General features: G+C 52.9%; 22 protein-coding genes. 14 read left to right on the top strand and 8 right to left on the bottom strand.

Annotation, left to right across the window (positions count from 1 at the left end; genetic code table 11):
• Window positions 1-21 precede the first annotated feature (21 nt).
• From cmoB to J1778_RS08810, 5 genes are all read right to left on the bottom strand, one after another.
• The gene (gene cmoB, locus J1778_RS08830; RefSeq protein ID WP_217172857.1) at window positions 22-993 is read right to left on the bottom strand and encodes a tRNA 5-methoxyuridine(34)/uridine 5-oxyacetic acid(34) synthase CmoB; all 972 of its coding nucleotides are present in this window, start codon (window positions 991-993) and stop codon (window positions 22-24) included.
• Window positions 990-1,733 (bottom strand): carboxy-S-adenosyl-L-methionine synthase CmoA, encoded by a 744-nt coding sequence (cmoA, locus tag J1778_RS08825; protein ID WP_120162666.1) that lies wholly within the window; start codon window positions 1,731-1,733, stop codon window positions 990-992. The genes cmoB and cmoA overlap by 4 nt, the downstream gene beginning before the upstream one ends.
• Window positions 1,734-1,869: 136 nt before the next feature.
• Window positions 1,870-2,265, bottom strand: coding sequence for an MAPEG family protein (locus tag J1778_RS08820; RefSeq protein ID WP_217172856.1), 396 nt, complete (start codon window positions 2,263-2,265; stop codon window positions 1,870-1,872).
• Window positions 2,266-2,373: 108 nt separating this feature from the next.
• The gene (locus tag J1778_RS08815) at window positions 2,374-3,192 is read right to left on the bottom strand and encodes a DUF72 domain-containing protein (RefSeq protein WP_217172855.1); all 819 of its coding nucleotides are present in this window, start codon (window positions 3,190-3,192) and stop codon (window positions 2,374-2,376) included.
• A gap of 87 nt (window positions 3,193-3,279) precedes the next feature.
• The gene (locus J1778_RS08810; protein WP_217172854.1) at window positions 3,280-3,855 is read right to left on the bottom strand and encodes a hydrolase; all 576 of its coding nucleotides are present in this window, start codon (window positions 3,853-3,855) and stop codon (window positions 3,280-3,282) included.
• A 335-nt stretch (window positions 3,856-4,190) separates the two neighbouring features.
• Between J1778_RS08810 and aspS the strand changes: the two genes are divergently transcribed.
• From aspS to ruvB, 6 genes are all read left to right on the top strand, one after another.
• On the top strand, window positions 4,191-5,987 hold the full coding sequence (aspS, locus tag J1778_RS08805) for an aspartate--tRNA ligase (RefSeq protein ID WP_217172853.1): 1,797 nt from the start codon (window positions 4,191-4,193) through the stop codon (window positions 5,985-5,987).
• The gene (gene nudB, locus J1778_RS08800; protein WP_217172852.1) at window positions 5,987-6,433 is read left to right on the top strand and encodes a dihydroneopterin triphosphate diphosphatase; all 447 of its coding nucleotides are present in this window, start codon (window positions 5,987-5,989) and stop codon (window positions 6,431-6,433) included. The genes aspS and nudB overlap by 1 nt, the downstream gene beginning before the upstream one ends.
• A gap of 25 nt (window positions 6,434-6,458) precedes the next feature.
• A complete protein-coding gene (locus tag J1778_RS08795) occupies window positions 6,459-7,202 on the top strand; it encodes a YebC/PmpR family DNA-binding transcriptional regulator (RefSeq protein WP_015696864.1) in 744 nt (247 codons plus the stop codon).
• 110 nt (window positions 7,203-7,312) lie between these two features.
• On the top strand, window positions 7,313-7,834 hold the full coding sequence (gene ruvC, locus J1778_RS08790; RefSeq protein ID WP_013575036.1) for a crossover junction endodeoxyribonuclease RuvC: 522 nt from the start codon (window positions 7,313-7,315) through the stop codon (window positions 7,832-7,834).
• An 87-nt stretch (window positions 7,835-7,921) separates the two neighbouring features.
• On the top strand, window positions 7,922-8,536 hold the full coding sequence (ruvA, locus tag J1778_RS08785) for a Holliday junction branch migration protein RuvA (RefSeq protein WP_013575037.1): 615 nt from the start codon (window positions 7,922-7,924) through the stop codon (window positions 8,534-8,536).
• Between the two features lie 8 nt (window positions 8,537-8,544).
• The gene (gene ruvB / locus J1778_RS08780; RefSeq protein ID WP_120162671.1) at window positions 8,545-9,552 is read left to right on the top strand and encodes a Holliday junction branch migration DNA helicase RuvB; all 1,008 of its coding nucleotides are present in this window, start codon (window positions 8,545-8,547) and stop codon (window positions 9,550-9,552) included.
• Between the two features lie 62 nt (window positions 9,553-9,614).
• Here the strand turns inward: ruvB and J1778_RS08775 are convergent, their stop codons facing one another.
• Window positions 9,615-11,993, bottom strand: a complete 2,379-nt coding sequence (locus J1778_RS08775; RefSeq protein ID WP_217172851.1) for a glycoside hydrolase family 3 N-terminal domain-containing protein — start codon at window positions 11,991-11,993, stop codon at window positions 9,615-9,617.
• Window positions 11,994-12,448: 455 nt separating this feature from the next.
• Between J1778_RS08775 and bglF the strand changes: the two genes are divergently transcribed.
• From bglF to J1778_RS08740, 7 genes are all read left to right on the top strand, one after another.
• Window positions 12,449-14,320 carry a PTS beta-glucoside transporter subunit IIABC gene (bglF, locus tag J1778_RS08770; RefSeq protein ID WP_217172850.1) on the top strand — a complete coding sequence of 624 codons (1,872 nt, stop codon included), beginning with the start codon at window positions 12,449-12,451 and terminating at the stop codon, window positions 14,318-14,320.
• Window positions 14,321-14,342: 22 nt separating this feature from the next.
• Window positions 14,343-15,740: a glycoside hydrolase family 1 protein gene (locus tag J1778_RS08765; RefSeq protein WP_217172849.1), complete on the top strand. Its 1,398-nt coding sequence runs from the start codon at window positions 14,343-14,345 to the stop codon at window positions 15,738-15,740.
• A 138-nt stretch (window positions 15,741-15,878) separates the two neighbouring features.
• Complete coding sequence (locus tag J1778_RS08760) at window positions 15,879-17,285, top strand: carbohydrate porin (RefSeq protein WP_217172848.1); 1,407 nt, start codon at window positions 15,879-15,881, stop codon at window positions 17,283-17,285.
• A gap of 124 nt (window positions 17,286-17,409) precedes the next feature.
• The gene (bglG, locus tag J1778_RS08755) at window positions 17,410-18,258 is read left to right on the top strand and encodes a transcriptional antiterminator BglG (protein WP_217172847.1); all 849 of its coding nucleotides are present in this window, start codon (window positions 17,410-17,412) and stop codon (window positions 18,256-18,258) included.
• A gap of 231 nt (window positions 18,259-18,489) precedes the next feature.
• Window positions 18,490-19,971, top strand: a complete 1,482-nt coding sequence (gene ansP, locus J1778_RS08750) for an L-asparagine permease (RefSeq protein WP_217172846.1) — start codon at window positions 18,490-18,492, stop codon at window positions 19,969-19,971.
• Window positions 19,972-20,129: 158 nt separating this feature from the next.
• On the top strand, window positions 20,130-20,327 hold the full coding sequence (locus J1778_RS08745; RefSeq protein WP_112288224.1) for a hypothetical protein: 198 nt from the start codon (window positions 20,130-20,132) through the stop codon (window positions 20,325-20,327).
• The gene (locus J1778_RS08740) at window positions 20,327-21,133 is read left to right on the top strand and encodes a hypothetical protein (RefSeq protein ID WP_217172845.1); all 807 of its coding nucleotides are present in this window, start codon (window positions 20,327-20,329) and stop codon (window positions 21,131-21,133) included. Before J1778_RS08745 ends, J1778_RS08740 begins: the two co-directional genes overlap by 1 nt.
• 20 nt (window positions 21,134-21,153) lie before the next feature.
• Here J1778_RS08740 and J1778_RS08735 read toward each other — a convergent pair whose 3' ends face one another.
• Both J1778_RS08735 and J1778_RS08730 read right to left on the bottom strand, forming a co-directional pair.
• Window positions 21,154-21,843: a fumarylacetoacetate hydrolase family protein gene (locus tag J1778_RS08735; RefSeq protein WP_217172844.1), complete on the bottom strand. Its 690-nt coding sequence runs from the start codon at window positions 21,841-21,843 to the stop codon at window positions 21,154-21,156.
• Between the two features lie 92 nt (window positions 21,844-21,935).
• A complete protein-coding gene (locus J1778_RS08730; RefSeq protein ID WP_217172843.1) occupies window positions 21,936-22,730 on the bottom strand; it encodes an SDR family NAD(P)-dependent oxidoreductase in 795 nt (264 codons plus the stop codon).
• 102 nt (window positions 22,731-22,832) lie between these two features.
• Here J1778_RS08730 and J1778_RS08725 point away from each other — a divergent pair, with 102 nt between their 5' ends.
• Window positions 22,833-23,279 carry a winged helix-turn-helix transcriptional regulator gene (locus J1778_RS08725; RefSeq protein WP_217172842.1) on the top strand — a complete coding sequence of 149 codons (447 nt, stop codon included), beginning with the start codon at window positions 22,833-22,835 and terminating at the stop codon, window positions 23,277-23,279.
• The last annotated feature ends 77 nt before the right edge of the window (window positions 23,280-23,356 follow it).

The raw sequence follows: 23,356 nt of genomic DNA, 5'->3' as shown, positions 1-23,356 counted from the left end.
GTCTGGCGGAGAACGAGGGAGTTATGGCTTGCGGGCAATAAGCAGGGCGCGACGAGGTGCCGGATAGTCTTCGATGGTTTTAGTCGGATCATTCGGGTCGAGGAATTCAGCCAGTGATTCACTGGTCATCCAGTCGGTGCGGCGCTGTTCTTCCAGCGTGGTGACGCTGACATCTGCAATGCGCACATCGACAAACCCGCATTTGATCAGCCAGTTTTTCAGTGCTGCTGCGGAAGGGATGAAATAGATGTTCCCCATCTGCGCGTAACGGTCACCCGGCACCAGCACCTGCTCACTGTCACCTTCAATGACTAAGGTTTCCAGCACCAGTTCGCCTTCGCTGACCAGTTGATTTTTCAGTTGCAGGAGATGATCTAATGGCGAACGGCGGTGATACAACACGCCCATTGAGAACACAGTATCAAATGCGTTCAGCTCAGGTAACTGCTCAATACCCAGCGGCAGAAGATGCGCACGTTGATCGCCGCCCAGCAACTTACGCACGGCCTCGAACTGGCAAAGGAACAGCTGCATCGGGTCGATACCCACTGCCAGATGCGCACCTGCGCCAATCATGCGCCACATGTGGTATCCGCTGCCGCAGCCGACATCAAGAACGGTGCGGCCAGCCAGTGAAGAGATGTGCGGTAATACGCGATCCCACTTCCAGTCAGAACGCCATTCGGTATTGATTTCAACGTCATATAGCGAGAATGGCCCTTTCCGCCACGGCATCATATTGCGCAGCAGGTTTTCAATCCCTTCGCGCTGACCGGCGGGTAAAGGCACTTCATTATTAGCGCTGACGCTGTGCAGCAAATCCAGACGTTCAGGCTGTAACAGCGGCAGCCGATCGACGGAGTTAAACCACAGTTTGAACTTGCCGTGCAGGGATTCTTTCTGCCACGCAGTCAGTTGAGAAGGCAGAGTATTGAGCCACGGACTCAGCGGCCCTTTGGCGATAACGCGATAAAAATCACCGAAATCAATCATTCTGCTTCTCCGGCTTTCAGCGCAATCAGTGAGCCGAAGTTAAAGCACTGGAACCAGACTTCCGTATGCTGGAAACCGGCCTGGTGCAGGCGGGCTTTATGGGTTTCAACCGAATCGGTCAGCATAACGTTTTCGAGCATGCTGCGTTTCTGACTGATTTCCAGCTCGCTGTAGCCGTTCGCACGTTTAAAATCGTGATGCATATTGAACAGCAGTTCGCCGACGTCTTTATCTTCAAAGCTGAATTTTTCAGACAGTACCAGCGCTGCACCCGGACGCATGCCCTGATATACCTGATTGAGTAAACGCTGACGGTCAGCCGGCTCGAGGAATTGCAGCGTAAAGTTAAGCACCACCATCGAGGCATTTTTCAGCTCGATATCCAGAATATCGGACTCAATGACGTTCACCGGTGTATCCGCACGGAATGCATCAATGTGACGTCGGCAGCGTTCCACCATGGCGGGGGAGTTATCAACAGCAATGATTTCGCAACCCGGAACCTTGATGTTGCGACGCATAGACAGCGTGGCAGCACCCAGCGAGCAGCCCAAATCGTAAACATTCGAGTCGGGCTGAACGAAGCGCTCGGCGAGCATGCCAATCATAGAAATAATATTGGAATAGCCCGGAACAGAGCGTTGGATCATGTCAGGGAAAACTTCAGCAACGCGTTCGTCGAACGTCCAGTCGCCCAGCTTATCTATTGGTGCAGAAAACAGCGTATCGTGGTTTGCCATAGCGGTGAGTCAGGCCAAAAAGAGTGTGGGTAAAAAGTTGAGGGCAGATTTTAGCAGATACTGGCGCAGGCAGATACCTGCGCGCTCGGCAGTTATTTCAAAACTGCGTCAAAACAGCCGGGTAAAGCGGGGGAGATCAGTCGAAATTAAGAAATTGTGACCATGGCAGATAGATAATATTCACCACAACCATCAGTACCAGCGAAATATACGTTGCGGCCATGCCGTTACGGCGCCAGGCAAATTCGCGGTTTTTCAGCCCGTAATAATGGAATAACCGGCCCAGGATCAGCAGCAAACCGCTTGCATGAATTGTCCAGATGGGCGAACCGTTCATTTCCATAAACAGCAGCAGTAAACAGCCAATCGGCAGATATTCTACGGCGTTGCCGTGTACGCGGATGGCCGTTTGTAATTCGTAGGAACCGCCGTCGCCGGTGGCAATACGGTATTGCATCCGCAGGCGGACAACATCGAAAGAGAGTTTGATCAAAAGTATGGCAGCAAGCACGACATATAACGCGCTAATCATGATGACTTCCTTGGTTAATCCCTGTTTTCTGGCGGAACATATTCCTTCCGCTACGTCGCTATGATAACGGGCTGCCGTAAGGCTGTCGTCAGAAAATCCTGAATATTCTCAGAACAAGGTGTCTTGTTCCGGCCAGTCCGGTGCGGGCTGAACAGAGGGCATTTGCCGGTGCAAATCCTGCCAAAGGCTGCGCGCCTGCTGCGGGGCGTCGGTACAGTCAGGCGTATGAATAAACAGATAGGGTGATAATCCCCGGGATTGCCAGTCGTCGAGTTTTTTAATCCACTGGCCGAACAGCGGACGGTTAGCGTCCAGACTGTCGCCACCGATAAAGCGCACAATGGGCCGCGATGATGTCGCCAGCGCGTGTAGCGGCAGAATCGGTTTTTTGCGTTTGGCTTCGAGCACCGCTTCAGTGGTGGATTTCGAACTGTGAACCGGACGGCTGTCGAGAATGGCGCGGTTTATTCCACGTTGATGTAAGCCCTGATTGAGCGCTCGCTCTTCCTCACCTTTGTTGAAGAAATCCGGATGGCGCACTTCAACGCCGTAGTCGAAACCGGCGGGGAGGGCGTCCAGAAATTGCCACAGGCGGTCGAGATGTACGGGCGCAAACGTGGCTGGAAGTTGCAGCCAGAGCTGCCCAATGCGGTCACCGAGCGGTTCGAGCGTACGGTAAAACAAATCGACGTTATCCTGACAATTCGCCAGGGCCGCTTTATGGCTGATATCAGAAGGAAATTTGAAACAAAAACGGAAGGATTCCGGCGTCATGTCGCGCCAGCGCATCACCACTTCCTGTTTGGGCAGGGCGTAAAAGGTGGTATTGCCTTCGACGCAATTGAAATACCGCGCGTAATCGGCCAGATCACGCAAACCGATTTTTGCCCAGGCGCTGTGGTGCCATTGCGGTAAACCAATATACATAGTAGTGCTCCCTGTTTTCTGAGCCGGAATTCCCAAATAAAACGCCGCCTCAGCGGGCGGCGTTCAGGCAAGAAAATCAGGGTAACGTTACTCTGGCAGAGCGGCAAGCACTTCGGCCGTTGAACGTACGCGGCTGATACGCGGGAAGATAAACTTCACGCTGGACTGATGATGGTCATTGTTGTGCGCGCTGCAGGCATCTTCAGCAATCACCAGTTCATAGCCGTGTTCCCAGGCATTACGCGCGGTGGATTCCACGCCGATGTTAGTGGAGATACCGGCCAGCACGATACTTTTAATGCCACGACGACGCAGTTGCAGGTCCAGATCGGTACCGTAGAACGCGCCCCACTGACGTTTAACAACCAGCAGATCGCTGTCGGTGACGCCCAGCTGTTCAGGGAATTCCCACCAGCTTGCCGGTAAACCGCCTTCAGGCGCAGCAGCAGGAACATCAACCGGTTGTTTCAGCGCTTCGTCAAAGGAATCTGACCAGCCCACGCGAACCATGACGACCGGTGCGCCCAGTTTACGGAAACGGTTTGCCAGTTCAGTGGCATTATCCAGCACCTGCTCTGCGGTGTGCGGGCCACCCGCGAACGGTAAAATCCCTTTCTGTAAGTCGATCAGCACCAGTGCGGTAGTTTTTGGGTCAAGTTTCATATGTAGCTCCCGGTTTTCAATAGGGGTAATGAGCGAAAGGAATAATTTACTGCGTGTACAAAGGGGATGGCGCGAGTCTATTCTAACGGGCAGGTTGAAATGAGATAATTTTGTTAAATTATGTGTAGCTTGCAACACGAATGAATTTCCGCGTCAGCGTTGACGTGTTCGTACTTATCCTTCGCCGGAAATTCCTTTATAATAGCCGCCTTTTTTCGACCTGAATAAAACCCATTCCGAGCGCTGCTGAGTTTTGCGGCGAGCGACCAGAGTCAATAACCGTTTCTGTGCCTGTGCGCCATGAGGCCGGGTAGTGGGATCAAAAGGATACCGTTATGCGTACTGTATATTGTGGAAAACTGAATGCGTCCAATGTGGGCCAGGAAGTAACATTGTGTGGCTGGGTTAACCGTCGCCGCGATTTGGGTGGTTTGATTTTCATCGATATGCGTGACCGCGAAGGCATCGTTCAGGTTTTCTTCGACCCGGATCAGGCGGAAGCCTACAAGCTGGCGTCTGAACTGCGTAACGAGTTCTGTATTCAGCTGACCGGTACTGTGCGCGCGCGCCCTGAAAGCCAGTTCAACAAAGACATGGCGACCGGTGAAGTGGAAGTGTTCGCCAGCCATCTGAACATCATCAACCGTTCTGAATCGCTGCCGCTGGACTCCAACCACGTCAACACTGAAGAAGCGCGTCTGAAATACCGTTATCTGGATTTGCGTCGTCCCGAAATGGCTAACCGCCTGAAAGCGCGTGCAAAAATCACCAGCTTTGTCCGCCGTTTCATGGACAGCCATGACTTCCTCGACATTGAAACCCCGATGCTGACCAAAGCCACGCCTGAAGGTGCGCGTGACTATCTGGTGCCGAGCCGTGTGCATAAAGGCAAGTTCTATGCCTTGCCGCAGTCTCCTCAGTTGTTCAAACAGCTGCTGATGATGTCCGGCTTCGACCGCTATTATCAGATTGTAAAATGCTTCCGTGACGAAGATTTACGTGCTGATCGTCAGCCAGAATTCACTCAGATCGACGTGGAAACCTCCTTCATGAGCGCTGAACAAGTGCGTGAAGTGATGGAAAAACTGGCCCGCGAACTGTGGCAGGAAGTGAAAGGCGTGGATCTGGGCGACTTCCCGATCATGACCTTTGCAGAAGCGATGCGTCGTTTCGGCTCTGATAAACCAGACCTGCGTAACCCGATGGAAATGGTCGACGTTGCTGATCTGATGAAAAACATTGAGTTCAAAGTGTTTGCTGATCCGGCCAACGATCCGAAAGGCCGCGTGGCGGCGCTGCGTGTTCCGGGCGGTGCTTCCCTGAGCCGCAAGCAAATCGACGAATACGCAAAATTCATCGAAATTTACGGCGCGAAAGGTCTGGCATACATCAAAGTGAACGAAGTGGCGAAAGGTCTGGAAGGTATCCAGAGCCCGGTTGCGAAATTCCTTAATGAAGAACTGCTTTCAGCCCTGATCGAACGTACCGGCGCGCAAGATGGCGACATGATCTTCTTCGGCGCAGCCAGCTCGAAGATTGTGACTGATGCGATTGGCGCACTGCGTTTGAAAGTGGGCCGTGATCTGAAAATCACCAGGGAAGACATGTGGGCTCCGCTGTGGGTTATCGACTTCCCGATGTTTGAAGACACCGACGAAGGCGGCCTGAGCGCCATGCACCATCCGTTTACTGCGCCAAAAGACATGACGGCAGAAGAACTGGCGGCTAACCCTGTTTCCGCTATCGCTAATGCCTACGACATGGTAATCAACGGCTACGAAGTGGGCGGCGGTTCTGTGCGTATTCACCGCAGCGAAATGCAGCAGACCGTGTTCAGCATTTTGGGTATTAATGAGCACGAACAGCGTGAGAAATTCGGCTTCCTGCTCGACGCTCTTAAATACGGTACGCCTCCGCATGCCGGTCTGGCATTTGGTCTGGATCGCCTGGTGATGTTGCTGACCGGTACGGACAACATCCGTGACGTGATCGCGTTCCCGAAAACTACCGCGGCTGCGTGTCTGATGACCGAAGCGCCAAGCTTTGCCAACCCGGCTTCACTGCTGGAACTGGGCATTGCGGTGGTGGCGAAAAAAGAAGTGACGCCAGACACAAATACAGAGAATAACTAATGAGCTATAAGCGTCCTGAGTCGATACTGTGCGTCATCTACGCCAGAAACACCGGCAGGGTGCTGATGCTCCAACGAAAGGATGACCCGAATTTCTGGCAGTCGGTGACCGGCAGTCTGGAAGGCGGGGAATCCCCGGATCAAACCACGCAGCGTGAAGTCATGGAAGAGGTCGGTATCGACATTGCAGGTGAAAATCTGACTCTGCAGGACTGCCAGCGCTGCGAGGACTTTGAAATATTTGCGCATTTGCGCCATCGCTATGCTCCCGGCGTGACCCGTAACAAAGAACATTGGTTCTGTCTGGCGTTACCCGACGAGCGTGATGTGGTTCTGACTGAACATCATGCGTACCGGTGGCTCGATAAATCCGCAGCGGCTGCGCTGACGGTGTCTCCGAGCAACCAGCAGGCGATTGAAGAATTTGTAAACTATTCGGTCTGTTAAGACTTAAGACTTTTTGGAGATATTTATGGCAGGTCACAGTAAGTGGGCCAACACTAAGCACCGCAAAGCGGCGCAAGATTCTAAACGCGGCAAAATTTTCACAAAAATCATTCGTGAGCTGGTGACAGCGGCGCGTTTGGGTGGCGGCGATGCGGGTTCTAACCCACGTCTGCGCGCGGCCATTGATAAAGCGCTGTCGAATAACATGACCCGCGATACCCTCAACCGTGCTATCGCACGTGGCGTGGGCGGTGACGAAGACACCAACATGGAAACCATCATTTATGAAGGTTACGGCCCGGGTGGCTCAGCCATCATGGTTGAATGTCTGAGTGATAACCGCAACCGTACCGTGGCAGAAGTGCGTCATGCCTTCACCAAAACCGGTGGCAACCTGGGAACTGACGGTTCCGTGGCTTACCTGTTCTCCAAAAAAGGCGTGATCACTTTCGCACCAGGCCTGGATGAAGACGTACTGATGGAAGCCGCACTGGAAGCGGGTGCGGAAGACATCATTTCTTACGATGACGGCGCTATCGATGTTTTCACTGCCTGGGAAAATCTGGGCGAAGTGAAAGATGCGCTGGAAGCGGCCGGTTACAAAGCCGATTCCGCAGAAGTCACCATGATCCCATCGACCAAAGCCGACATGGATGCAGATACTGCACCTAAACTGTTGCGCCTGATCGACATGCTGGAAGATTGTGACGATGTGCAGGAGGTTTACCACAACGGTGAAATCTCCGACGAGATCGCAGAAACTCTGTAATCTCAGTGCCGCCGGTGGTTGCCACCGGCTGGCTATCCTGTTGTGCCCCGGCAGTTTATACTCTCCCCAACTTTCTTAAAAAAAACGACAACACAAGGCGTTGACTGGCTATGGCTATTATTCTGGGGATCGACCCCGGTTCGCGTATTACCGGCTATGGCATTATCCGCCAGACAGGGCGTCAGCTCAGCTATCTCGGCAGCGGTTGTATCCGCACTGTGGTGGACGATATGCCGGGACGTCTGAAACTGATTTACGCCGGTGTGTCGGAAATCATTACCCAGTTTCAGCCCGATTTTTTTGCTATCGAATCGGTGTTTATGGCGAAGAATGCCGACTCGGCTTTAAAGCTCGGACAGGCACGTGGCGCGGCGATTGTTGCGGCGGTGAATCAGGATTTGCCGGTGTTTGAATACGCGGCGAGGCAGGTGAAACAGACCGTCGTCGGTACCGGAGCGGCTGAAAAAGCGCAGGTTCAGCATATGGTGCGGTCAATTCTGAAATTACCGGCCAATCCTCAGGCGGATGCCGCCGATGCGCTGGCGATTGCCATTACGCATTGTCACATGAGCCAGAACGCTATTCGTCTCAGCTCGGACAAATTACAGATGGCACGTGGACGTATGCGATAGACGCCGCAAGTCCATTAGGCTGGATATTCATCCAGCCTTTTTTATGATATAAACATCGCTGCTTTTGACCTGATAAGGAAAATGAACGTGATAGGCAGACTACGAGGCATTATTCTGGAAAAACAGCCCCCTTTGGTGCTGCTTGAAACTAACGGCGTGGGCTATGAAGTGCATATGCCGATGACCTGTTTTTACGAATTGCCGGAGCTGGGTCAGGAAGCTATCATCTTCACGCAATTTATCGTCCGTGAAGATGCCCAGTTGCTCTACGGATTTAACGATAAGCAAGAGCGCGCGCTGTTTCGTGAACTGATCAAGGTGAACGGTGTGGGGCCGAAGCTGGCGCTGGCGATCCTGTCAGGCATGTCGGCACAGCAGTTTGTCAGTGCGGTGGAAAAGGAAGAAATCACCGCATTAATCAAGTTACCTGGCGTCGGTAAGAAAACCGCAGAACGCCTGGTCGTTGAAATGAAAGACCGGTTTAAAGGATTAAACGGTGATCTATTTAACAATCATACTGATATCACGCTACCTGCATCGGCGTCGAAAGCAAAAGAATCTGACGCCGAAGGCGAAGCCGTTGCAGCCCTGATATCCCTCGGATACAAACCACCTGAAGCCAGCCGCATGATCAGCAAAGTGGCGAAGCCGGGTGCAGAATCTGAAACGTTGATTAGAGAAGCGCTGCGCGCGGCGCTGTGAGGTAAACGATGATTGAAGCTGACCGCCTGATATCTTCCGAAGTTTTCAGTGAAGAAGAAGTCATTGACCGTGCGATCCGCCCGAAGTTGCTCAGCGAATACGTCGGGCAGCCGCATGTGCGTTCGCAAATGGAAATCTTTATTCAGGCGGCTAAGCAACGCAAAGATGCGCTCGATCACCTGTTGATTTTCGGCCCTCCGGGGCTGGGTAAAACCACGCTGGCCAACATTGTGGCCAACGAAATGGGCGTGAATCTGCGTACCACGTCGGGACCGGTGCTGGAAAAAGCCGGTGATCTGGCCGCGATGCTGACCAATCTTGAGCCGCACGACGTGCTGTTCATCGATGAGATCCACCGTCTGTCGCCGGTTGTTGAAGAAATTTTGTATCCGGCAATGGAAGACTACCAGCTGGATATCATGATTGGCGAAGGCCCGGCGGCGCGTTCCATCAAACTCGATTTACCGCCGTTTACCCTGATTGGTGCCACCACCCGCGCCGGTTCCCTGACGTCACCGTTGCGTGACCGCTTTGGTATTGTGCAACGTCTGGAATTTTATCAGGTGGCAGATTTGCAGCACATCGTCGGGCGCAGTGCGTCCTGCCTCGGGCTGGAATTGTCGGAAGAGGGCGCGCATCAGATCGCCCGCCGCTCACGCGGTACGCCGCGTATCGCCAACCGCCTGTTGCGCCGTGTGCGTGACTTCGCGGAAGTCAAAGGCGACGGCACTATTAACGGTGATGTGGCGAACGGCGCGCTGGATATGCTGGATGTTGATGCCGAAGGTTTCGATTACATGGACCGTAAACTGTTGCTGGCGATCATCGATAAGTTCACCGGCGGGCCGGTCGGGCTGGATAACTTAGCCGCGGCGATTGGTGAAGAGCGTGAGACCATTGAAGACGTCATCGAACCGTTCCTGATCCAGCAGGGCTTTATTCAGCGCACACCGCGCGGGCGTATGGCGACCAATCATGCGTATAAGCACTTCGGGATCACCAGAGAATCAGAGTAAACGATGTAGCGCGTATAAAAACGGACGCCCTGAGCGTCCGTTTTGCTTTCCGTTATCGGTGATTACCTGCTGACTTCACAATGGCTGACCATTCGCCAGTTGCGTGGCAACTCGTGTACTTCACCCGCAAGAATCACGTTCCCCGTTGCATGAATATCGGCGCTTGAAGATCCCACCTGAACTTCAACAGAACCCGGCTCGACGATGCGCTTACCGGCATGACTGGTAAAATTCAGCATGTCGGTGGGAATGCTGAAGCTGAGCGTTGCGGTTTGTCCTGCATCCAGCTCAATGCGCTCAAAGGCTTTGAGTTCCTGCACCGGGCGTACCAGAGATGCCACGCAGTCCCGCACATAAACCTGCACCACTTCGCTGCCAGCCTGATTTCCGGTATTGGTGACTTTTATTTGTACGGCAATACTGCCATTTTCGATGGCGACCGGTTGCTGATTCAGTTGCAGGTCGTGATAACGGAACGTGGTGCCGCTAAGCCCGTAGCCAAACGGATATCTGGCTCCAAAGTGGAACGCAATCGGTGTGCCGCCACTTTTCAGTTTGTGATTGTAATAATAAGGCATTGCACCGGCGCTTTTCGGCACGGAAACCACCAGCCGTCCGCAGGGTGCCTGTTTGCCGCAGATAATGTCACTGATGGCACGTCCGCCTTCCTGACCGGGCGCAAATGCCATCAGGAACCCGGCGACTTTATCCTCCAGTCCGCCAAGCGAATACGGACGACCGCCGGTCATCACCACAATGGTGGGTTTGCCGGTCGCGATAATTTCTTCCAGCAACTGTTGCTGAACGCCCGGCAATTGCAGGCTGTCCGTATCAGAGCCTTCGCCGACGGTGCCGCTCTGGAATAATCCGGCCAAATCGCCGACAAACACCAGTGCGACGTCACTTTCCTCGGCCAGTTTAACGGCCTGCGGGATAAGCGCGGTGCTGTCTGACACCGGTGAACTTTGCATTGGCGTTGCAGCATCGCCGGGGAATACCGGCGCACCTGCCGTGCGTTTTTCGAGAATATGACAACCCCTGGCATATCGGACATTCTGTTCGCCACAGGCTACGCGCAGGGCCTGTAATGGCGTGATGACTTGTTCCGTCTGCGCTTCCATTTCACTGATGATCAGATGCACCGGGAAGCTGTAACCGCTAAGCAACGCCAGCGGATCGTCTGCCGTCGGGCCGATCACTGCGATTTTCTGCCCGGATTCAGGTTTCAGCGGCAGGATGCCATTATTCTCCAGCAGGGTTATAGAACGGACCGCGGCTTTCCAGGCCAGTTCACGCGTGGCGGGTTGTTGCATTTGTGGCTGCGGATCACGGGCGTAAGGCTGTTCAAACAGCCCGAGACGGAATTTTTCGGTGAGCACGCGCGCTACAATCTCATCAATTTTTGCCATGTCGATCAGACCACGTGAAACAGCATCAGCCAGATGCTGCGCGCAATCGCCTTTAGGCAATTCGATATCCAGCCCGGCATTGAATGACAAGGCTGCGGATTCGGCATCATCGTGGCTGACACCGTGATGCTGATGCAGCAGGCTGACACCGCCGTAATCGGCAACAATCAGACCATCGAATCCCCACTGTTCGCGCAATACTTCGGTCAGCAGGAAGTGATCGCTGTGGCAAGGCTGGCCGTCGATGTCGTGATAGGCAGGCATCACCGAACCGGCATTCGCCAGCTTTACGGCCATCTCAAACGGCAGCAGGAAAGTGTCATTCAGCTCGCGAAAACCCAGATGCACCGGCGCATGATTGCGCGCCCCTTCGCTGAACGAATGCCCGACATAATGTTTCAGCGTTGCCAGCAGGTCACGTTTTTCGCCCTGCAAACCGCGCACGTAAGCCGTCGCCATTACGCCGACCAGATACGGGTCTTCGCCAAAAGTTTCCTCAGTTCTTCCCCAGCGGACATCGCGGGATACATCCAGCACCGGTGCCAGGCCCTGATGACAACCAATGCTTTGCGCTTCATCGCGGATAGCGCCCGCAATTTGCTCCATCAGTTGTGGATCCCACGTCGAGGCATAGCTCAGGGAAGAGGGGAACAGTGTGGCGTCTTTGCACAATAAGCCGACCAGACATTCTTCGTGGAACATCGCCGGAATGCCCAGCCGCGTTTCTTCTACCAGCATTTTTTGCAGCCGGTTCAGGGCGCGCACCCCTTCTGCCGGGCTGACCACGTGCGTTCCCAGTGGCCGGGTGATTTGTCCCGCGCCCAGCGCCAGTTGCTCCTCCAGCGCCATGGTCTGTTTATGTCCGGCAAAATCATCGCTCAGATCGGAGCGTTCTTTATGCTTCCCGTTGCTGTCGAGGATCAACCAGAACGCGTGCATCTGGGCATACTTCTCGGCGGGGGTCATGCGGGCGAGCAGATCGGCGACGCGGGTCGCGACGGATTGTGAAGCATCCTGATACAGGTGAGTCATCTTATATCTCCTTGATTTACCGGATAGGAACGCAGGGATAACGCGCGGAAAGACGAAATATAAACAGAAGTATTGAGAATGGACTGCGCGTAAACAATTGAGGAAACGAATATGCATTTTACGTTATTTAATTTTGTTTCCGGTTTGTGAGCAGGATCAGATTGAAGGTGATCCGGTCAGGCATCTGCTTTTCGCACAAATTCTGAAGCCGATCACAGTTTCATCATCCGGCGGATATTACGACTTGTTTCTTCTGACGATTCGCCAGAGAATCCTTTTCAGAAAGCAGGATTGTTACTGTCTGACAGGCAAAACCTAAACTTCTCGTTTTTTCGCATATCGCGAAAAGACCGGAAGTTTAGGTTTTTTTTTGGCCTGAATTCAGGGGCCGGCCGCCCCTTTGAAATACAACGGCAATGTCGTGCACGACGCCATTACTCTGATGAGATAACACCATGGAATACAGTACATTAGCCGATGAGATCCTCCGCGGAGTCGGCGGAAAGGACAACGTCAACAGCGTGGTGCATTGTGCCACCCGTCTACGTTTTAAATTGAAAGATACCAGCAAAGCCGATGCTGCCGGGCTTAAAGAAAACCCGGGGGTAATCATGGTCGTCGAGAGCGGCGGACAGTTTCAGGTGGTGATCGGTAACCACGTCGGCGCGGTTTATGAAGCGCTGGTAAAAGGCAGCGCGCTTTCCGACAGCGGCGACGACAGCGGCGAAAAAGGCAGTTTGTTTGCCCGCGCGATTGACATTATCTCCGGTATTTTCACCCCGTTTATCGGCATCATGGCCGCGTCAGGGATCCTGAAAGGTTTTCTGGCACTGGCGCTGGCCTGCGGCTGGATGGTGCCGGAAAGCGGGACCTACAAAGTCTGGTACGCGGCCAGTGATGCAATTTTCTATTTCTTCCCGCTGCTGATTGGTTTTACTGCGGGTAAAAAATTTGGCGGTAACCCGTTCGTCACCATGATGATTGGCGGCGCGATGGTACATCCGCTGATGATTGCCGCGTTTGATGCGCAACAGTCGGGCACGGCGGTGGAGCACTTCTTCGGTATTCCGCTGATTTTCATCAACTACGCCTCATCGGTGATCCCGGTGATTCTGGCTGCCTGGGTTTCCTGCTGGCTGGAAAAACGGGCAATGAAAATCCTGCCTTCTGCGCTGCGTAACTTTATCACGCCGCTGATTTGCCTGATGGTCGTGGTGCCGCTGACCTTCCTGGTCATCGGACCCGTCGCCACCTGGGCCAGCCAGCAACTGGCTAATGGCTATCAGTTTGTGTATCACATCAGCCCGATGATTGCCGGTGCCTTTATGGGTGCACTGTGGCAGGTGTGTGTAATTTTCGGTCTGCACTGGGGGCTGGTGCCGCTGATGATTAACAACTTCAGTATTCTCGGTCACGACACCATGCTGCCTCTCTTGTTGCCAGCCGTGATGGGGCAGGTTGGGGCAGTTATCGGCGTGATGCTGCGCGCCAAAGATGCAAGGACTAAAGCGCTGGCGGGTTCAGCCATCAGTGCAGGGATTTTCGGGATTACTGAACCTGCGGTTTACGGCATCAACCTGCCGCGCCGTCGTCCGTTTATTTTCGGTTGCGCCGGTGGCGCACTGGGGGCCGCGATCCTCGGGTATTTCCAGACCACGGCGTATTCCTTCGGTTTCGCTAACATCTTCACTTTCACGCAAATTATTCCGCCAACCGGCTTTGATAAAACGGTAACCGCCGCCATTGCCGGCACTCTGATTGCCCTGGTGTTTGCAGCGCTGGCAACCTATTTCTTCGGCATGAAAGAAGAAGCCGCCGCGCCGGAAATCATCGAAAAGGCAAAAACGGAGGCCGTTCAGGCGCCACGTGGAAAAACCCTGATTGCCAGCCCGATGACCGGATCATGTATCGCACTCGACCAGGTTAAAGACCCGACGTTTGCCAGCGGTCTGCTGGGCAAGGGCGTGGCGATCGTCCCGACAACAGGCCGCGTGGTTTCGCCGGTCAATGGCACCATCGCTTCGCTGTTCAAAACCCATCACGCCATCGGAATCGAATCGGATGAGGGTGCAGAAATTCTCATCCACGTCGGCATCGATACGGTGAAGCTCGACGGCAAATTCTTTACGCCACACGTCGCGGTGGATGCGGTGGTGAAACAGGGCGATTTGTTGCTGGAATTTGATATGCAGGGCATTGCCGATGCCGGTTATGACCTGACCACGCCGGTGCTGGTCACGAACAGCGACGACTATCTGGATGTCATCCCGGCAGGCGTCGGTCAGGACGCTGGCGAACAAACGCCATTACTCACTTTATTACGATAACGACCAGAGCCAGGAGGTTCACATGAACAAGCAATTCCCAGACGGTTTCTTATGGGGCGGCGCAGTCGCAGCCAATCAGGTGGAAGGTGCCTATCTGACTGACGGTAAAGGCTTATCAACATCTGACCTGCAACCGCAAGGCGTTTTTGGTCCGGTGCAGGAGCGTGCTGAAGGCGATTTTGGCGTGAAAGATGTGGCGATAGATTTCTATCATCGCTATCCGGAAGACATGAAATTGTTCGCCGAAATGGGTTTTACCGTACTGCGCACTTCAATTGCCTGGACGCGCATTTTCCCGCAGGGCGATGAATTGCAGCCAAATGAAGCCGGTCTGGCTTTTTATGACCGCCTGTTTGATGAAATGGCGAAATATGGGATCACACCGCTGGTGACACTTTCTCACTACGAAATGCCGTACGGTATCGTGAAAAAACACGGTGGCTGGGGCAGTCGTGACACCATCGGTTTCTTTGAAAACTACGCCCGTACGGTGTTCAGCCGTTACAAAAATAAGGTGAAGCACTGGCTGACGTTCAACGAAATCAACATGTCGCTGCATGCGCCGTTCACCGGGGTCGGATTGCCGGAAGACAGCAGCAAACAGGAAATTTATCAGGCCATTCACCATCAGCTGGTGGCCAGCGCCAGAGCGGTAAAAGCCTGCCACGAGATCATTCCGGATGGCAAAATCGGCAATATGCTGCTCGGTGGAATGTTGTATCCGCTGACCTGCAAACCTGCCGATATGATGGAAACCTTGCAGCAAAACCGCGACTGGTTATTCTTTGGCGATGTTCAGGTGCGCGGCGCATATCCGGCCTACATGAAGCGTTTCTTTAAAGATCGTGGCATGGAAATTAATATTACTGCTGAAGATAAAGCGGCGCTGAAAGAAACTGTCGACTTTATTTCCTTCAGTTATTATATGACAGGTTGCGTGACAACTGACGCAGAGCAAAATATCAAAGCGCGGGCCAATATATTAAATATGGTGCCGAACCCGCATCTGCAAAGTTCTGAATGGGGCTGGCAGATTGACCCTGTAGGTTTGCGTTTCTTAATGAATGAACTTTATGACCGCTACCAGAAGCCATTATTTATTGTGGAGAACGGACTGGGCGCGCGCGATAAAGTCGAAGCAGATGGCAGCATCAATGACGATTACCGGATTGATTACATTAACGACCATTTGGTTCAGGTGCGAGAAGCCATTGCCGACGGCGTAGAGGTGATGGGCTACACCAGCTGGGGGCCAATCGATCTGGTCAGCGCCTCGAAAGCAGAATTCTCTAAACGCTACGGTTATATCTATGTCGACCGTGATGATCAGGGGAATGGCACGCTGGAACGCCGCCGTAAGAAAAGTTTCTTCTGGTATAAAGAAGTGATTGGTTCTAATGGTGCAGCTTTAAAATCCTGATCTGCTTCTTTATTCAACAGATACGTTCTTAATAAGAAACAGTACCTGCGGCTTATAAAGTTTATAAGCCGCAGCTTCACTTCGTATTGCCCGAAAATAATAATGATGATTTAAAAATAATAAAACGGATATATAAAAATGAAACTTTCTAAGACTTCTGCAGCACCTACATATAAAGCCAAAAATAATAACCGCTTGCTGAAAGCCAGTTTTCTGGTGCTGTGTTTTTCAGTCGCAGGTATTCATTCAGCACAGGCCGTGGATAACTGGAATGGCACAGTATTAGGTTTTGAAGCGCCCGGCGAAGGCATGTTTGGCGATATGCTGGGTATTCGCCCGATTATTGAAGACCATGGATTTCATTATCAGCTCGGTTATCTGAGCGAGTCTTCTTATAACGCAGGCGGCGGTTATAACCATGATAAACATCTGGCGTATATCGATCAGTTTTCGCTGACGTTTACGCAGGATCTGGAGATGTACACCGGCATTCCTGACGCCGCTATTGAAGGGAATATTGTTAACCGTAACCACGACGATAATCTGACGTCTAAACGTACGCAGGATCCGCGGGTCAGCTTTAACGATCTGGCCCAGGAAAGCTGGGGCGGACAGTCGATAACCCGTCTGGGCTGGCTGACGTTTGGTCGCAGTTTCGATGACCGCAAACTGCACTGGCGCATCGGCATGATGAATAAAAACCAGGATTTCGACCAGATTATCCCGTGCGATTTTCAGTTGCTGAGCCAGTGTGGCGGTAAATCGGCGAACTCGATGACCTGGTATAACTGGAATAAACATTACTGGGGCACCACATTCCAGTACAAACTGACGCCGGAACTGACGCTGAAAACCGGCATCATGGAGCAGAACCCGGACGCGTCTGACCGTAAATATGCATGGAGTGGTTCGCTCAAAGGCGCACGCGGCATTCTGTTGCCGATGGAAGCAGAACTGAAAACCAAAGTGAACGGTTTACCGGGCATTTATAATCTTGGTTTGCTGTATACCAACTCGCCGCAAACAGATTTATCGGAAGGGAAAACCCAAAGCGTTGGCGCAACAGATCCAGAGGGTTACCGCAAACACAGCAGCACCTGGTTTATGTATACCGGTTTCAACCAGCAGGTGACGCAGCGCGGGGATGATCCGAATCGCGGGATGAGCGTGTCGTACAGTCTGGGGCTGGGCGATCAGCGCAGCAACGCCATACACTACTCGCAGGCCGCTTCCATGCGCTATCGCGGGCTGTTTGATGCGCGTCCTGACGACTGGCTGGGCTTTGGTATGACGTATATTAAAATGAGTAATCATTACCGCCAGAATCAGGAAAACCTGAATACGATTTATCAGGTGGATGATTACGGCAATCCGCTCTATACGCCGCTGTCCGGGCACTCGGTGAACGCTGATTTGTACTATCAGATAAAAGTCCGTTCGTGGCTGATTCTGCAACCGGATTTGCAATACTGGTATCGTCCTGGCGGGGTGAAGGAAACGCAGGATGCGTGGGTGACAGGACTTAAGGCCATCGTCACGTTCTGAGTGCAAAATTTACGTCTGACTGAGGATCGGATCTGGTAAAATTACCCGGCAGATCCGCAGACTGCGGCAGACAAAACCTGATCTTTCTTAGGAACGGTCGGGTTTTTCTTTTCAGGGAATAACAATGAAAATCGCCAAAATTCTAAATAATAACGTGGTGGTTGTCGTCAGCGATCAGCAGCGGGAGCAGGTCGTCATGGGCCGCGGGCTGGCGTTTATGAAGAAAACCGGAGACGAACTCGATGACAGTAAAATCGAGAAAATCTTTGCATTACAGAGCGACGAGCTGGTCGCGCATCTGACAGAACTGCTCTCGCATATCCCGATGGAAGTGATGACCACCTGTGACCAGATCATTACGCTGGCGCGCGGGCGGCTGGGGAAATTGCAGGAAAATCTCTACATCGCGCTTACTGACCACTGTAACTTCGCCATTGAACGGCAAAAGAAAGGGGTGCCGATCAGCAACGCGCTGCTGTGGGAAACCCGCCGTCTTTATCCGAAAGAATATGCGTTGGGCCTGGAAGCGCTGGAGATTATCCATTCGCGCCTCGGTGTGCGTCTGCCGGTGGATGAAGCAGGTTTTATTGCCCTGCATCTGGTGAACGCCCAGTTAAATGGCGAAATGCCGGAAGTGGCGCAAATCACCCGCGTGATGCAGGAAATCCTCAATCTGGTGAAATACCAGCTGCGTATCGAATATGACGAAGAATCGCTGAGTTATCAGCGCTTCGTCACCCATCTGAAATTCTTCGCACAGCGCATGCTCAGCCGCACCGTCGTCGCTGACGACGACATGACCCTGCATGTGGCCGTGAAAGAGAACTATCCGCAAGCCTGGCAGTGCTCAGAGAAGATCGGTGAATACCTCGCCGCGCAATATCAGCGGGATCTGACGACGGAAGAGATCATGTATCTGTCGATCAATATTGAGCGGGTGAGAAAAGAATGTTTGCCTAAAGAAACCCCATAAGCGCACGCAAGCGCAAATTTCGTTGCGCGAAATATGACTGTTCACAATTTTTTATGACGGTTTTTTTTGCCACGGTTAATGAGAACAGGTAGCATCCTTCGCCGTTATTGCACCAAAACAGTTCCGGCTAAAAAAACTACAGTGGGTAAACCCCATAAACGTTGAGGCTTGCAATCGTTTGCTTGCAGCACCCGACGTCAGGTGAAGGTTATTTTTGGAGAACAAGATCGAATGAAGTCTCATAAAAAATCGGCAGAGGCGAAGCACGCGGCCAAAAGACGCTGGCTGGACTCGCACGAACACGGGTATCACAAAAGTATGGGCAATCGTCAGGTTCAGATGATTGCCATTGGTGGTTCTATCGGCACCGGTTTGTTTCTCGGCGCGGGCGCGCGTTTACAGATGGCTGGCCCGGCGCTGGCAATCGTGTATGCGGTGTGTGGTATTTTCTCGTTCTTTATTTTACGTGCGTTGGGCGAACTGGTTTTACACCGTCCGACCAGCGGCAGTTTTGTTTCTTATGCCCGTGAGTTCCTGGGCGAAAAAGCCTCTTACGTTGCAGGCTGGATGTACTTCCTTAACTGGGCGATGACCGGCATTGTCGATATCACCGCAGTGGCTCTTTACATGCACTATTGGGGAACCTTCGGTGATGTCCCGCAATGGATGTTTGCGCTGGGCGCGCTGGCGATTGTCGCCACCATGAACATGATCGGCGTGAAGTGGTTCGCTGAGATGGAATTCTGGTTTGCGCTGATCAAAGTCGCGGCGATTGCCCTGTTCCTGGTGGTCGGCGTGGTGTTCCTCGGCACCGGCAAACAGCTCGACGGCAATACCACCGGTTTACATCTGATCACCGATAACGGCGGTATTTTCCCGCACGGTCTGTTACCGGCGCTGGTTCTGGTGCAGGGCGTGGTCTTCGCGTTCGCGGCCATCGAACTGGTCGGTACGGCGGCAGGCGAAACCAAAAATCCTGAAAAAGTGCTGCCGAAAGCCATCAACAGCGTGATCTGGCGTATCGCATTATTCTACGTCGGCTCAGTGGTGTTGCTGGTTCTGCTGTTACCGTGGAATGCGTATCAGGCAGGGCAGAGCCCGTTTGTGACCTTCTTCAGTAAGCTGGGCGTGCCTTATATCGGCACGATCATGAATATCGTGGTACTGACTGCGGCGTTGTCGAGTCTGAACTCCGGCTTGTATTCTACCGGTCGTATTCTGCGTTCGCTGTCGATGGGCGGTTCTGCGCCGAAATTCATGTCGAAGATGAGCGCACAGCAGGTGCCTTACGCCGGTATTCTGGTCACCGTGGGTATTTATGTCATCGGCGTGGTACTCAACTACTACGTGCCGTCGCAGGTATTTGAAATTGTCCTGAACGTCGCGTCACTCGGCATCCTCAGTTCATGGGCTTTCATCATCGTTTGTCAGATGAAACTGCGTAAGGCTATCAAAGAAGGTCGCGCCAAAGACGTTTCCTTCAAAATGCCGTGGGCACCGGTCACCTCGTGGCTGACGCTGGCATTTCTGGCGGGCGTGCTGATCCTGATGGCGTTTGACTATCCGAACGGCACCTACACCGTGGCGACCATTCCTGTGCTGATCATCCTGCTGGTTCTGGGCTGGATTGGTCTGCGTAAACGCGCGGCGGAAGTTCATGCCGAGCAGGCCGCTCACGAAGAAGCACATCACGAAAGTCTGGATGCGAAGTAATTAATTCACTTCAGAGACTTTCCTCAAAGGGCTGCCGGTAAGGCGGCCCTTTTTCGTTATATGCCGCGCTAAAATTTTGTTGCCTGTAAAAAATCCGAAAGCGTGAAAGTCTCCCTCATTTTTGACTAGGCTTACTCTTTAGTTAAAAGAGGCAAACTATGTTCAAGATTATGTTACAGATTTTCTCCAGCCCGGAAAAATTCCTCGGACTGTTCAGCGCAGCAGACATGGAAGATACCATTGAAGAGGGGGAGCGTATTCTGATTGATGAAAACGGTACAGCATCAGTTAATCCGGCAAATCAGGATATGCGCGAAGACTTCGACCGCCACGTCAAACGTATGAGCGTGCTGTAATGGCGACAGCGGTTTTCATGGTGTTAATGGTCTGCGGTTACTGGTATACCACCCGCGACATCTCATCGCGCTTTAAACTCAAACGCACCTTCGGCTGGGACGTCTATTTTCTGGTGGCGCTATACGGCTGCATTTTTGTCCTGCAGGGCGTGCTGGTGATTGCGCTGGTGTATATGGCGCTGTGGGGGATTTCAGCAGCCGTTAACTGGCTGCCCGCCATCCCGCATCTGCATCAGGATGTGCATTACCATCGTGACTTTATCAACTGGAGTTTCTTAGGCATTCAGGCACCGGTGGTCATTATGCTGGCGGTTTCTGTGATGTTGTGTCTGGTGCGAACTACCTGGTCGCCGGGCCTGCGGCTCAATACCGCCGGACGCAAACAGTTGTACAAACAACTCACCCGCGCCAACGGCGTGGAAGGGCTTTTGTATCAGTGCATGGAAGAGGGCGATATGGTGTTTATCACCCTGCAATCACGGCGTGTTTACATCGGCATGGTGCATACCGCGCGATGCGAAACCAGTTCGTCGGACAATGTGGTGGTGATCCCGATGGTCAGCGGGTATCGCGATAAAGACACGCTGGAGCTGCGCGTCGAGCACAACTATGCCCGTTATTATCAGGAGCACGGCATCACGCCGGTATCGGATCCGGTGAATGCGCTGAAATTTCGCAAGGTGATATTACTCAGTCAGATTGAAACGCTGTCGCTTTTCGACCCGTCCAGCGCCTGTGCCTTTGAGAAGTTAATTCCGATTATCGAGGAAGAGAATCAGAAAAAAATCGGTGAGAAGGACGCCTGAAGTCAGACGTCCTGAATGAATTACACGATGGTGAAGCTGAAATCGCTCAGGCCTTCGATACCGCCGGTAATTACATCACCGCGCACCACGGCGCCAACGCCTGCCGGTGTGCCGGTGTAAATCAGGTCGCCAGGTTTAAGTTCAACGGCCAGCGAGAGATAGCTGATGACGTCTGCCACCTGCCAGATCTGATCACGTAAATCACCGCGCTGACGTTTTTCACCGTTCACATCCAGCCAGATTTTACCGCTGGCAGGGTGACCGGTCTGACTGACGGGCAGCAGCGGATTGGCTGGCGCGGAATCATCAAAACCTTTGGCAAAATCCCACGGACGCCCCTGTTTCTTGGCCTGTGCCTGGATATCGCGACGGGTCAAATCCACACCCACGGTATAACCCCAGACATGCGAAAGCGCATCTTCAGCGGCGATATTTTTGCCGCCTTTGGCGATCGCTACGACCAGTTCCACTTCGTAATGCAGATCTTCGGTCAGAGTCGGATACGGCACGTTACCGCTTGCGGGAATAACGGCATCAGCGGGTTTGCCAAAGAAGAAGGGCGGCTCGCGATCCGGATCATGACCCATTTCGCGGGCGTGCTCGGAATAGTTACGGCCAACGCAATACACGCGGCGCAATGGAAAACGGGCGCTCTGGCCTTCGACGGCGAGAGACGGAACTTCGGGTGCAGCAATTACATATTCGGTCATCGTATTCACTTCACAAAGTTGTCGAATTAACATATTTGCAAAGCGAATCAACATTGACCAGCAAATTTATGTTACTGGTCAATGTCTCACTGTCAGGCTTTGTAACGTGGTGCGGCGTGGGATTGCAGGAAGTTCGGCACCATCGCCGAGCGCAGTGCATCAAAATCGTCCCACTGTTTTTCATCCTGCAATGGCGGGATAGTGATTTTTTCTTTGCGGTCAAAGCCAAGCAGCGCGGCATCAACCAGTTCCCCCACTTCCATCACGCCCGGCACTTCATCAATATTTTTGCCTGAACGTTCCCAGATTTCTGTACGTGTCGCGGCAGGTAATACGGCCTGAACATACAAGCCACGTTCGGCCATTTCAAATTGCAGTGTCTGGCTGAAGGTCAGCACAAAAGCTTTCGTCGCGGAATACACAGCAGATTGCAGCTCCGGCGTCAGTGCCATCACTGAGGCGATATTAATAATCGCACCGTCTTTATGTTTGATCAGGCCATCGAAAGCGACGCGTGAAAGGCGGGCCACGGAAGTAACATTCAGGGTGATCAGATTCTCAATGGCATCGGCATCACTGTTCTCAAAACCGGCTTTCAGGGACGCGCCGGCGTTGTTGATCAGCAGGGAAATTTGCGGTGTCGCGCGGATAAAATCTTCCACCCGTGACAGGTCTTCGCTGCGGGTCAGATCGGCCGGTAACACGGTGATATTGACGCTGGACTCCTGTTGCAGACGATCTGACAGCGCATTAAGACGTTCAACGTCACGGGCCACAAGAATAAGATCATAGCCGCGTTTAGCGAGACGATCGGCATAGGTTGCGCCAATACCGGTGGATGCGCCGGTGATTAAAGCGACGGATTTGGAGCGGATTGAATCTGACATGTGAGAACCTCGGCGTTGAGTAAGTGGTTTAATTATGAAACCAGATGATTTTTAGCATCAGTGGTTTTATAATGCAACCAGATTCTTTAAGCAGGAGGTGCCATGAAACGAACCCGTCTGGAAAACACGCCTTGTCCGGCTGGCCGTGCACTGGATTTAATCGGTGACTGGTGGACATTGCTGATTGTCCGTGACGCCATGCGCGGGATTTCACGCTTCAGTGAATTTCAGCGCAGTCTGGGTGCGGCAAAAAATATCCTCAGTGCACGCCTGAAAGCGCTGGTGGCCGAAGGCATTTTGAAGATTGAACCGGCGGCGGATGGCTCGGCGTATCAGGATTACGTGCTGACCGAAAAAGGGCTGGCGCTGCAACCTGTGCTGGTCGCGCTTGGGCAGTGGGGAAGCGAATACCTGTTCGAAGAAGGCGAAGCCTGCACGCAACTGGTGGACAGTGAAAACCGCCAGCCACTGCGCAGATTGGAAATCCGGGCGCAGGACGGACGGGTGCTGGAGAGCCGGGATATCACGGCGATTATTCCTGAGATTTAAAATTTGTACGCGATCCGGTTCCTCCATTTCACAGGAAAAAGAGCAAATCTTGATCTGCTCCCTCACCTGCGAAGGGG

The sequence above is a fragment of the Rahnella bonaserana genome (assembly GCF_019049675.1).
GTDB classification, from domain to species: Bacteria; Pseudomonadota; Gammaproteobacteria; order Enterobacterales; family Enterobacteriaceae; genus Rahnella; species Rahnella bonaserana.
Note: the sequence above shows the minus strand (reverse complement) of the source record. Positions and strands in the feature narration are given on the sequence as shown.

Excerpts from the sequence above, each read along its gene's own strand:
- ansP (WP_217172846.1), top strand. The coding sequence starts at position 18,490 with ATGAAGTCTCATAAAAAATCGGCAGAGGCGAAGCACGCGGCCAAAAGA.
- nudB (WP_217172852.1), top strand. The coding sequence starts at position 5,987 with ATGAGCTATAAGCGTCCTGAGTCGATACTGTGCGTCATCTACGCCAGA.
- bglF (WP_217172850.1), top strand. The coding sequence starts at position 12,449 with ATGGAATACAGTACATTAGCCGATGAGATCCTCCGCGGAGTCGGCGGA.
- aspS (WP_217172853.1), top strand. The coding sequence starts at position 4,191 with ATGCGTACTGTATATTGTGGAAAACTGAATGCGTCCAATGTGGGCCAG.
- ruvB (WP_120162671.1), top strand. The coding sequence starts at position 8,545 with ATGATTGAAGCTGACCGCCTGATATCTTCCGAAGTTTTCAGTGAAGAA.
- J1778_RS08730 (WP_217172843.1), bottom strand. The coding sequence starts at position 22,730 with ATGTCAGATTCAATCCGCTCCAAATCCGTCGCTTTAATCACCGGCGCA.
- J1778_RS08760 (WP_217172848.1), top strand. The coding sequence starts at position 15,879 with ATGAAACTTTCTAAGACTTCTGCAGCACCTACATATAAAGCCAAAAAT.
- bglG (WP_217172847.1), top strand. The coding sequence starts at position 17,410 with ATGAAAATCGCCAAAATTCTAAATAATAACGTGGTGGTTGTCGTCAGC.
- J1778_RS08740 (WP_217172845.1), top strand. The coding sequence starts at position 20,327 with ATGGCGACAGCGGTTTTCATGGTGTTAATGGTCTGCGGTTACTGGTAT.
- J1778_RS08810 (WP_217172854.1), bottom strand. The coding sequence starts at position 3,855 with ATGAAACTTGACCCAAAAACTACCGCACTGGTGCTGATCGACTTACAG.
- cmoB (WP_217172857.1), bottom strand. The coding sequence starts at position 993 with ATGATTGATTTCGGTGATTTTTATCGCGTTATCGCCAAAGGGCCGCTG.
- ruvC (WP_013575036.1), top strand. The coding sequence starts at position 7,313 with ATGGCTATTATTCTGGGGATCGACCCCGGTTCGCGTATTACCGGCTAT.
- J1778_RS08795 (WP_015696864.1), top strand. The coding sequence starts at position 6,459 with ATGGCAGGTCACAGTAAGTGGGCCAACACTAAGCACCGCAAAGCGGCG.
- J1778_RS08815 (WP_217172855.1), bottom strand. The coding sequence starts at position 3,192 with ATGTATATTGGTTTACCGCAATGGCACCACAGCGCCTGGGCAAAAATC.
- cmoA (WP_120162666.1), bottom strand. The coding sequence starts at position 1,733 with ATGGCAAACCACGATACGCTGTTTTCTGCACCAATAGATAAGCTGGGC.
- J1778_RS08820 (WP_217172856.1), bottom strand. The coding sequence starts at position 2,265 with ATGATTAGCGCGTTATATGTCGTGCTTGCTGCCATACTTTTGATCAAA.
- J1778_RS08725 (WP_217172842.1), top strand. The coding sequence starts at position 22,833 with ATGAAACGAACCCGTCTGGAAAACACGCCTTGTCCGGCTGGCCGTGCA.
- J1778_RS08745 (WP_112288224.1), top strand. The coding sequence starts at position 20,130 with ATGTTCAAGATTATGTTACAGATTTTCTCCAGCCCGGAAAAATTCCTC.
- J1778_RS08765 (WP_217172849.1), top strand. The coding sequence starts at position 14,343 with ATGAACAAGCAATTCCCAGACGGTTTCTTATGGGGCGGCGCAGTCGCA.
- J1778_RS08735 (WP_217172844.1), bottom strand. The coding sequence starts at position 21,843 with ATGACCGAATATGTAATTGCTGCACCCGAAGTTCCGTCTCTCGCCGTC.
- J1778_RS08775 (WP_217172851.1), bottom strand. The coding sequence starts at position 11,993 with ATGACTCACCTGTATCAGGATGCTTCACAATCCGTCGCGACCCGCGTC.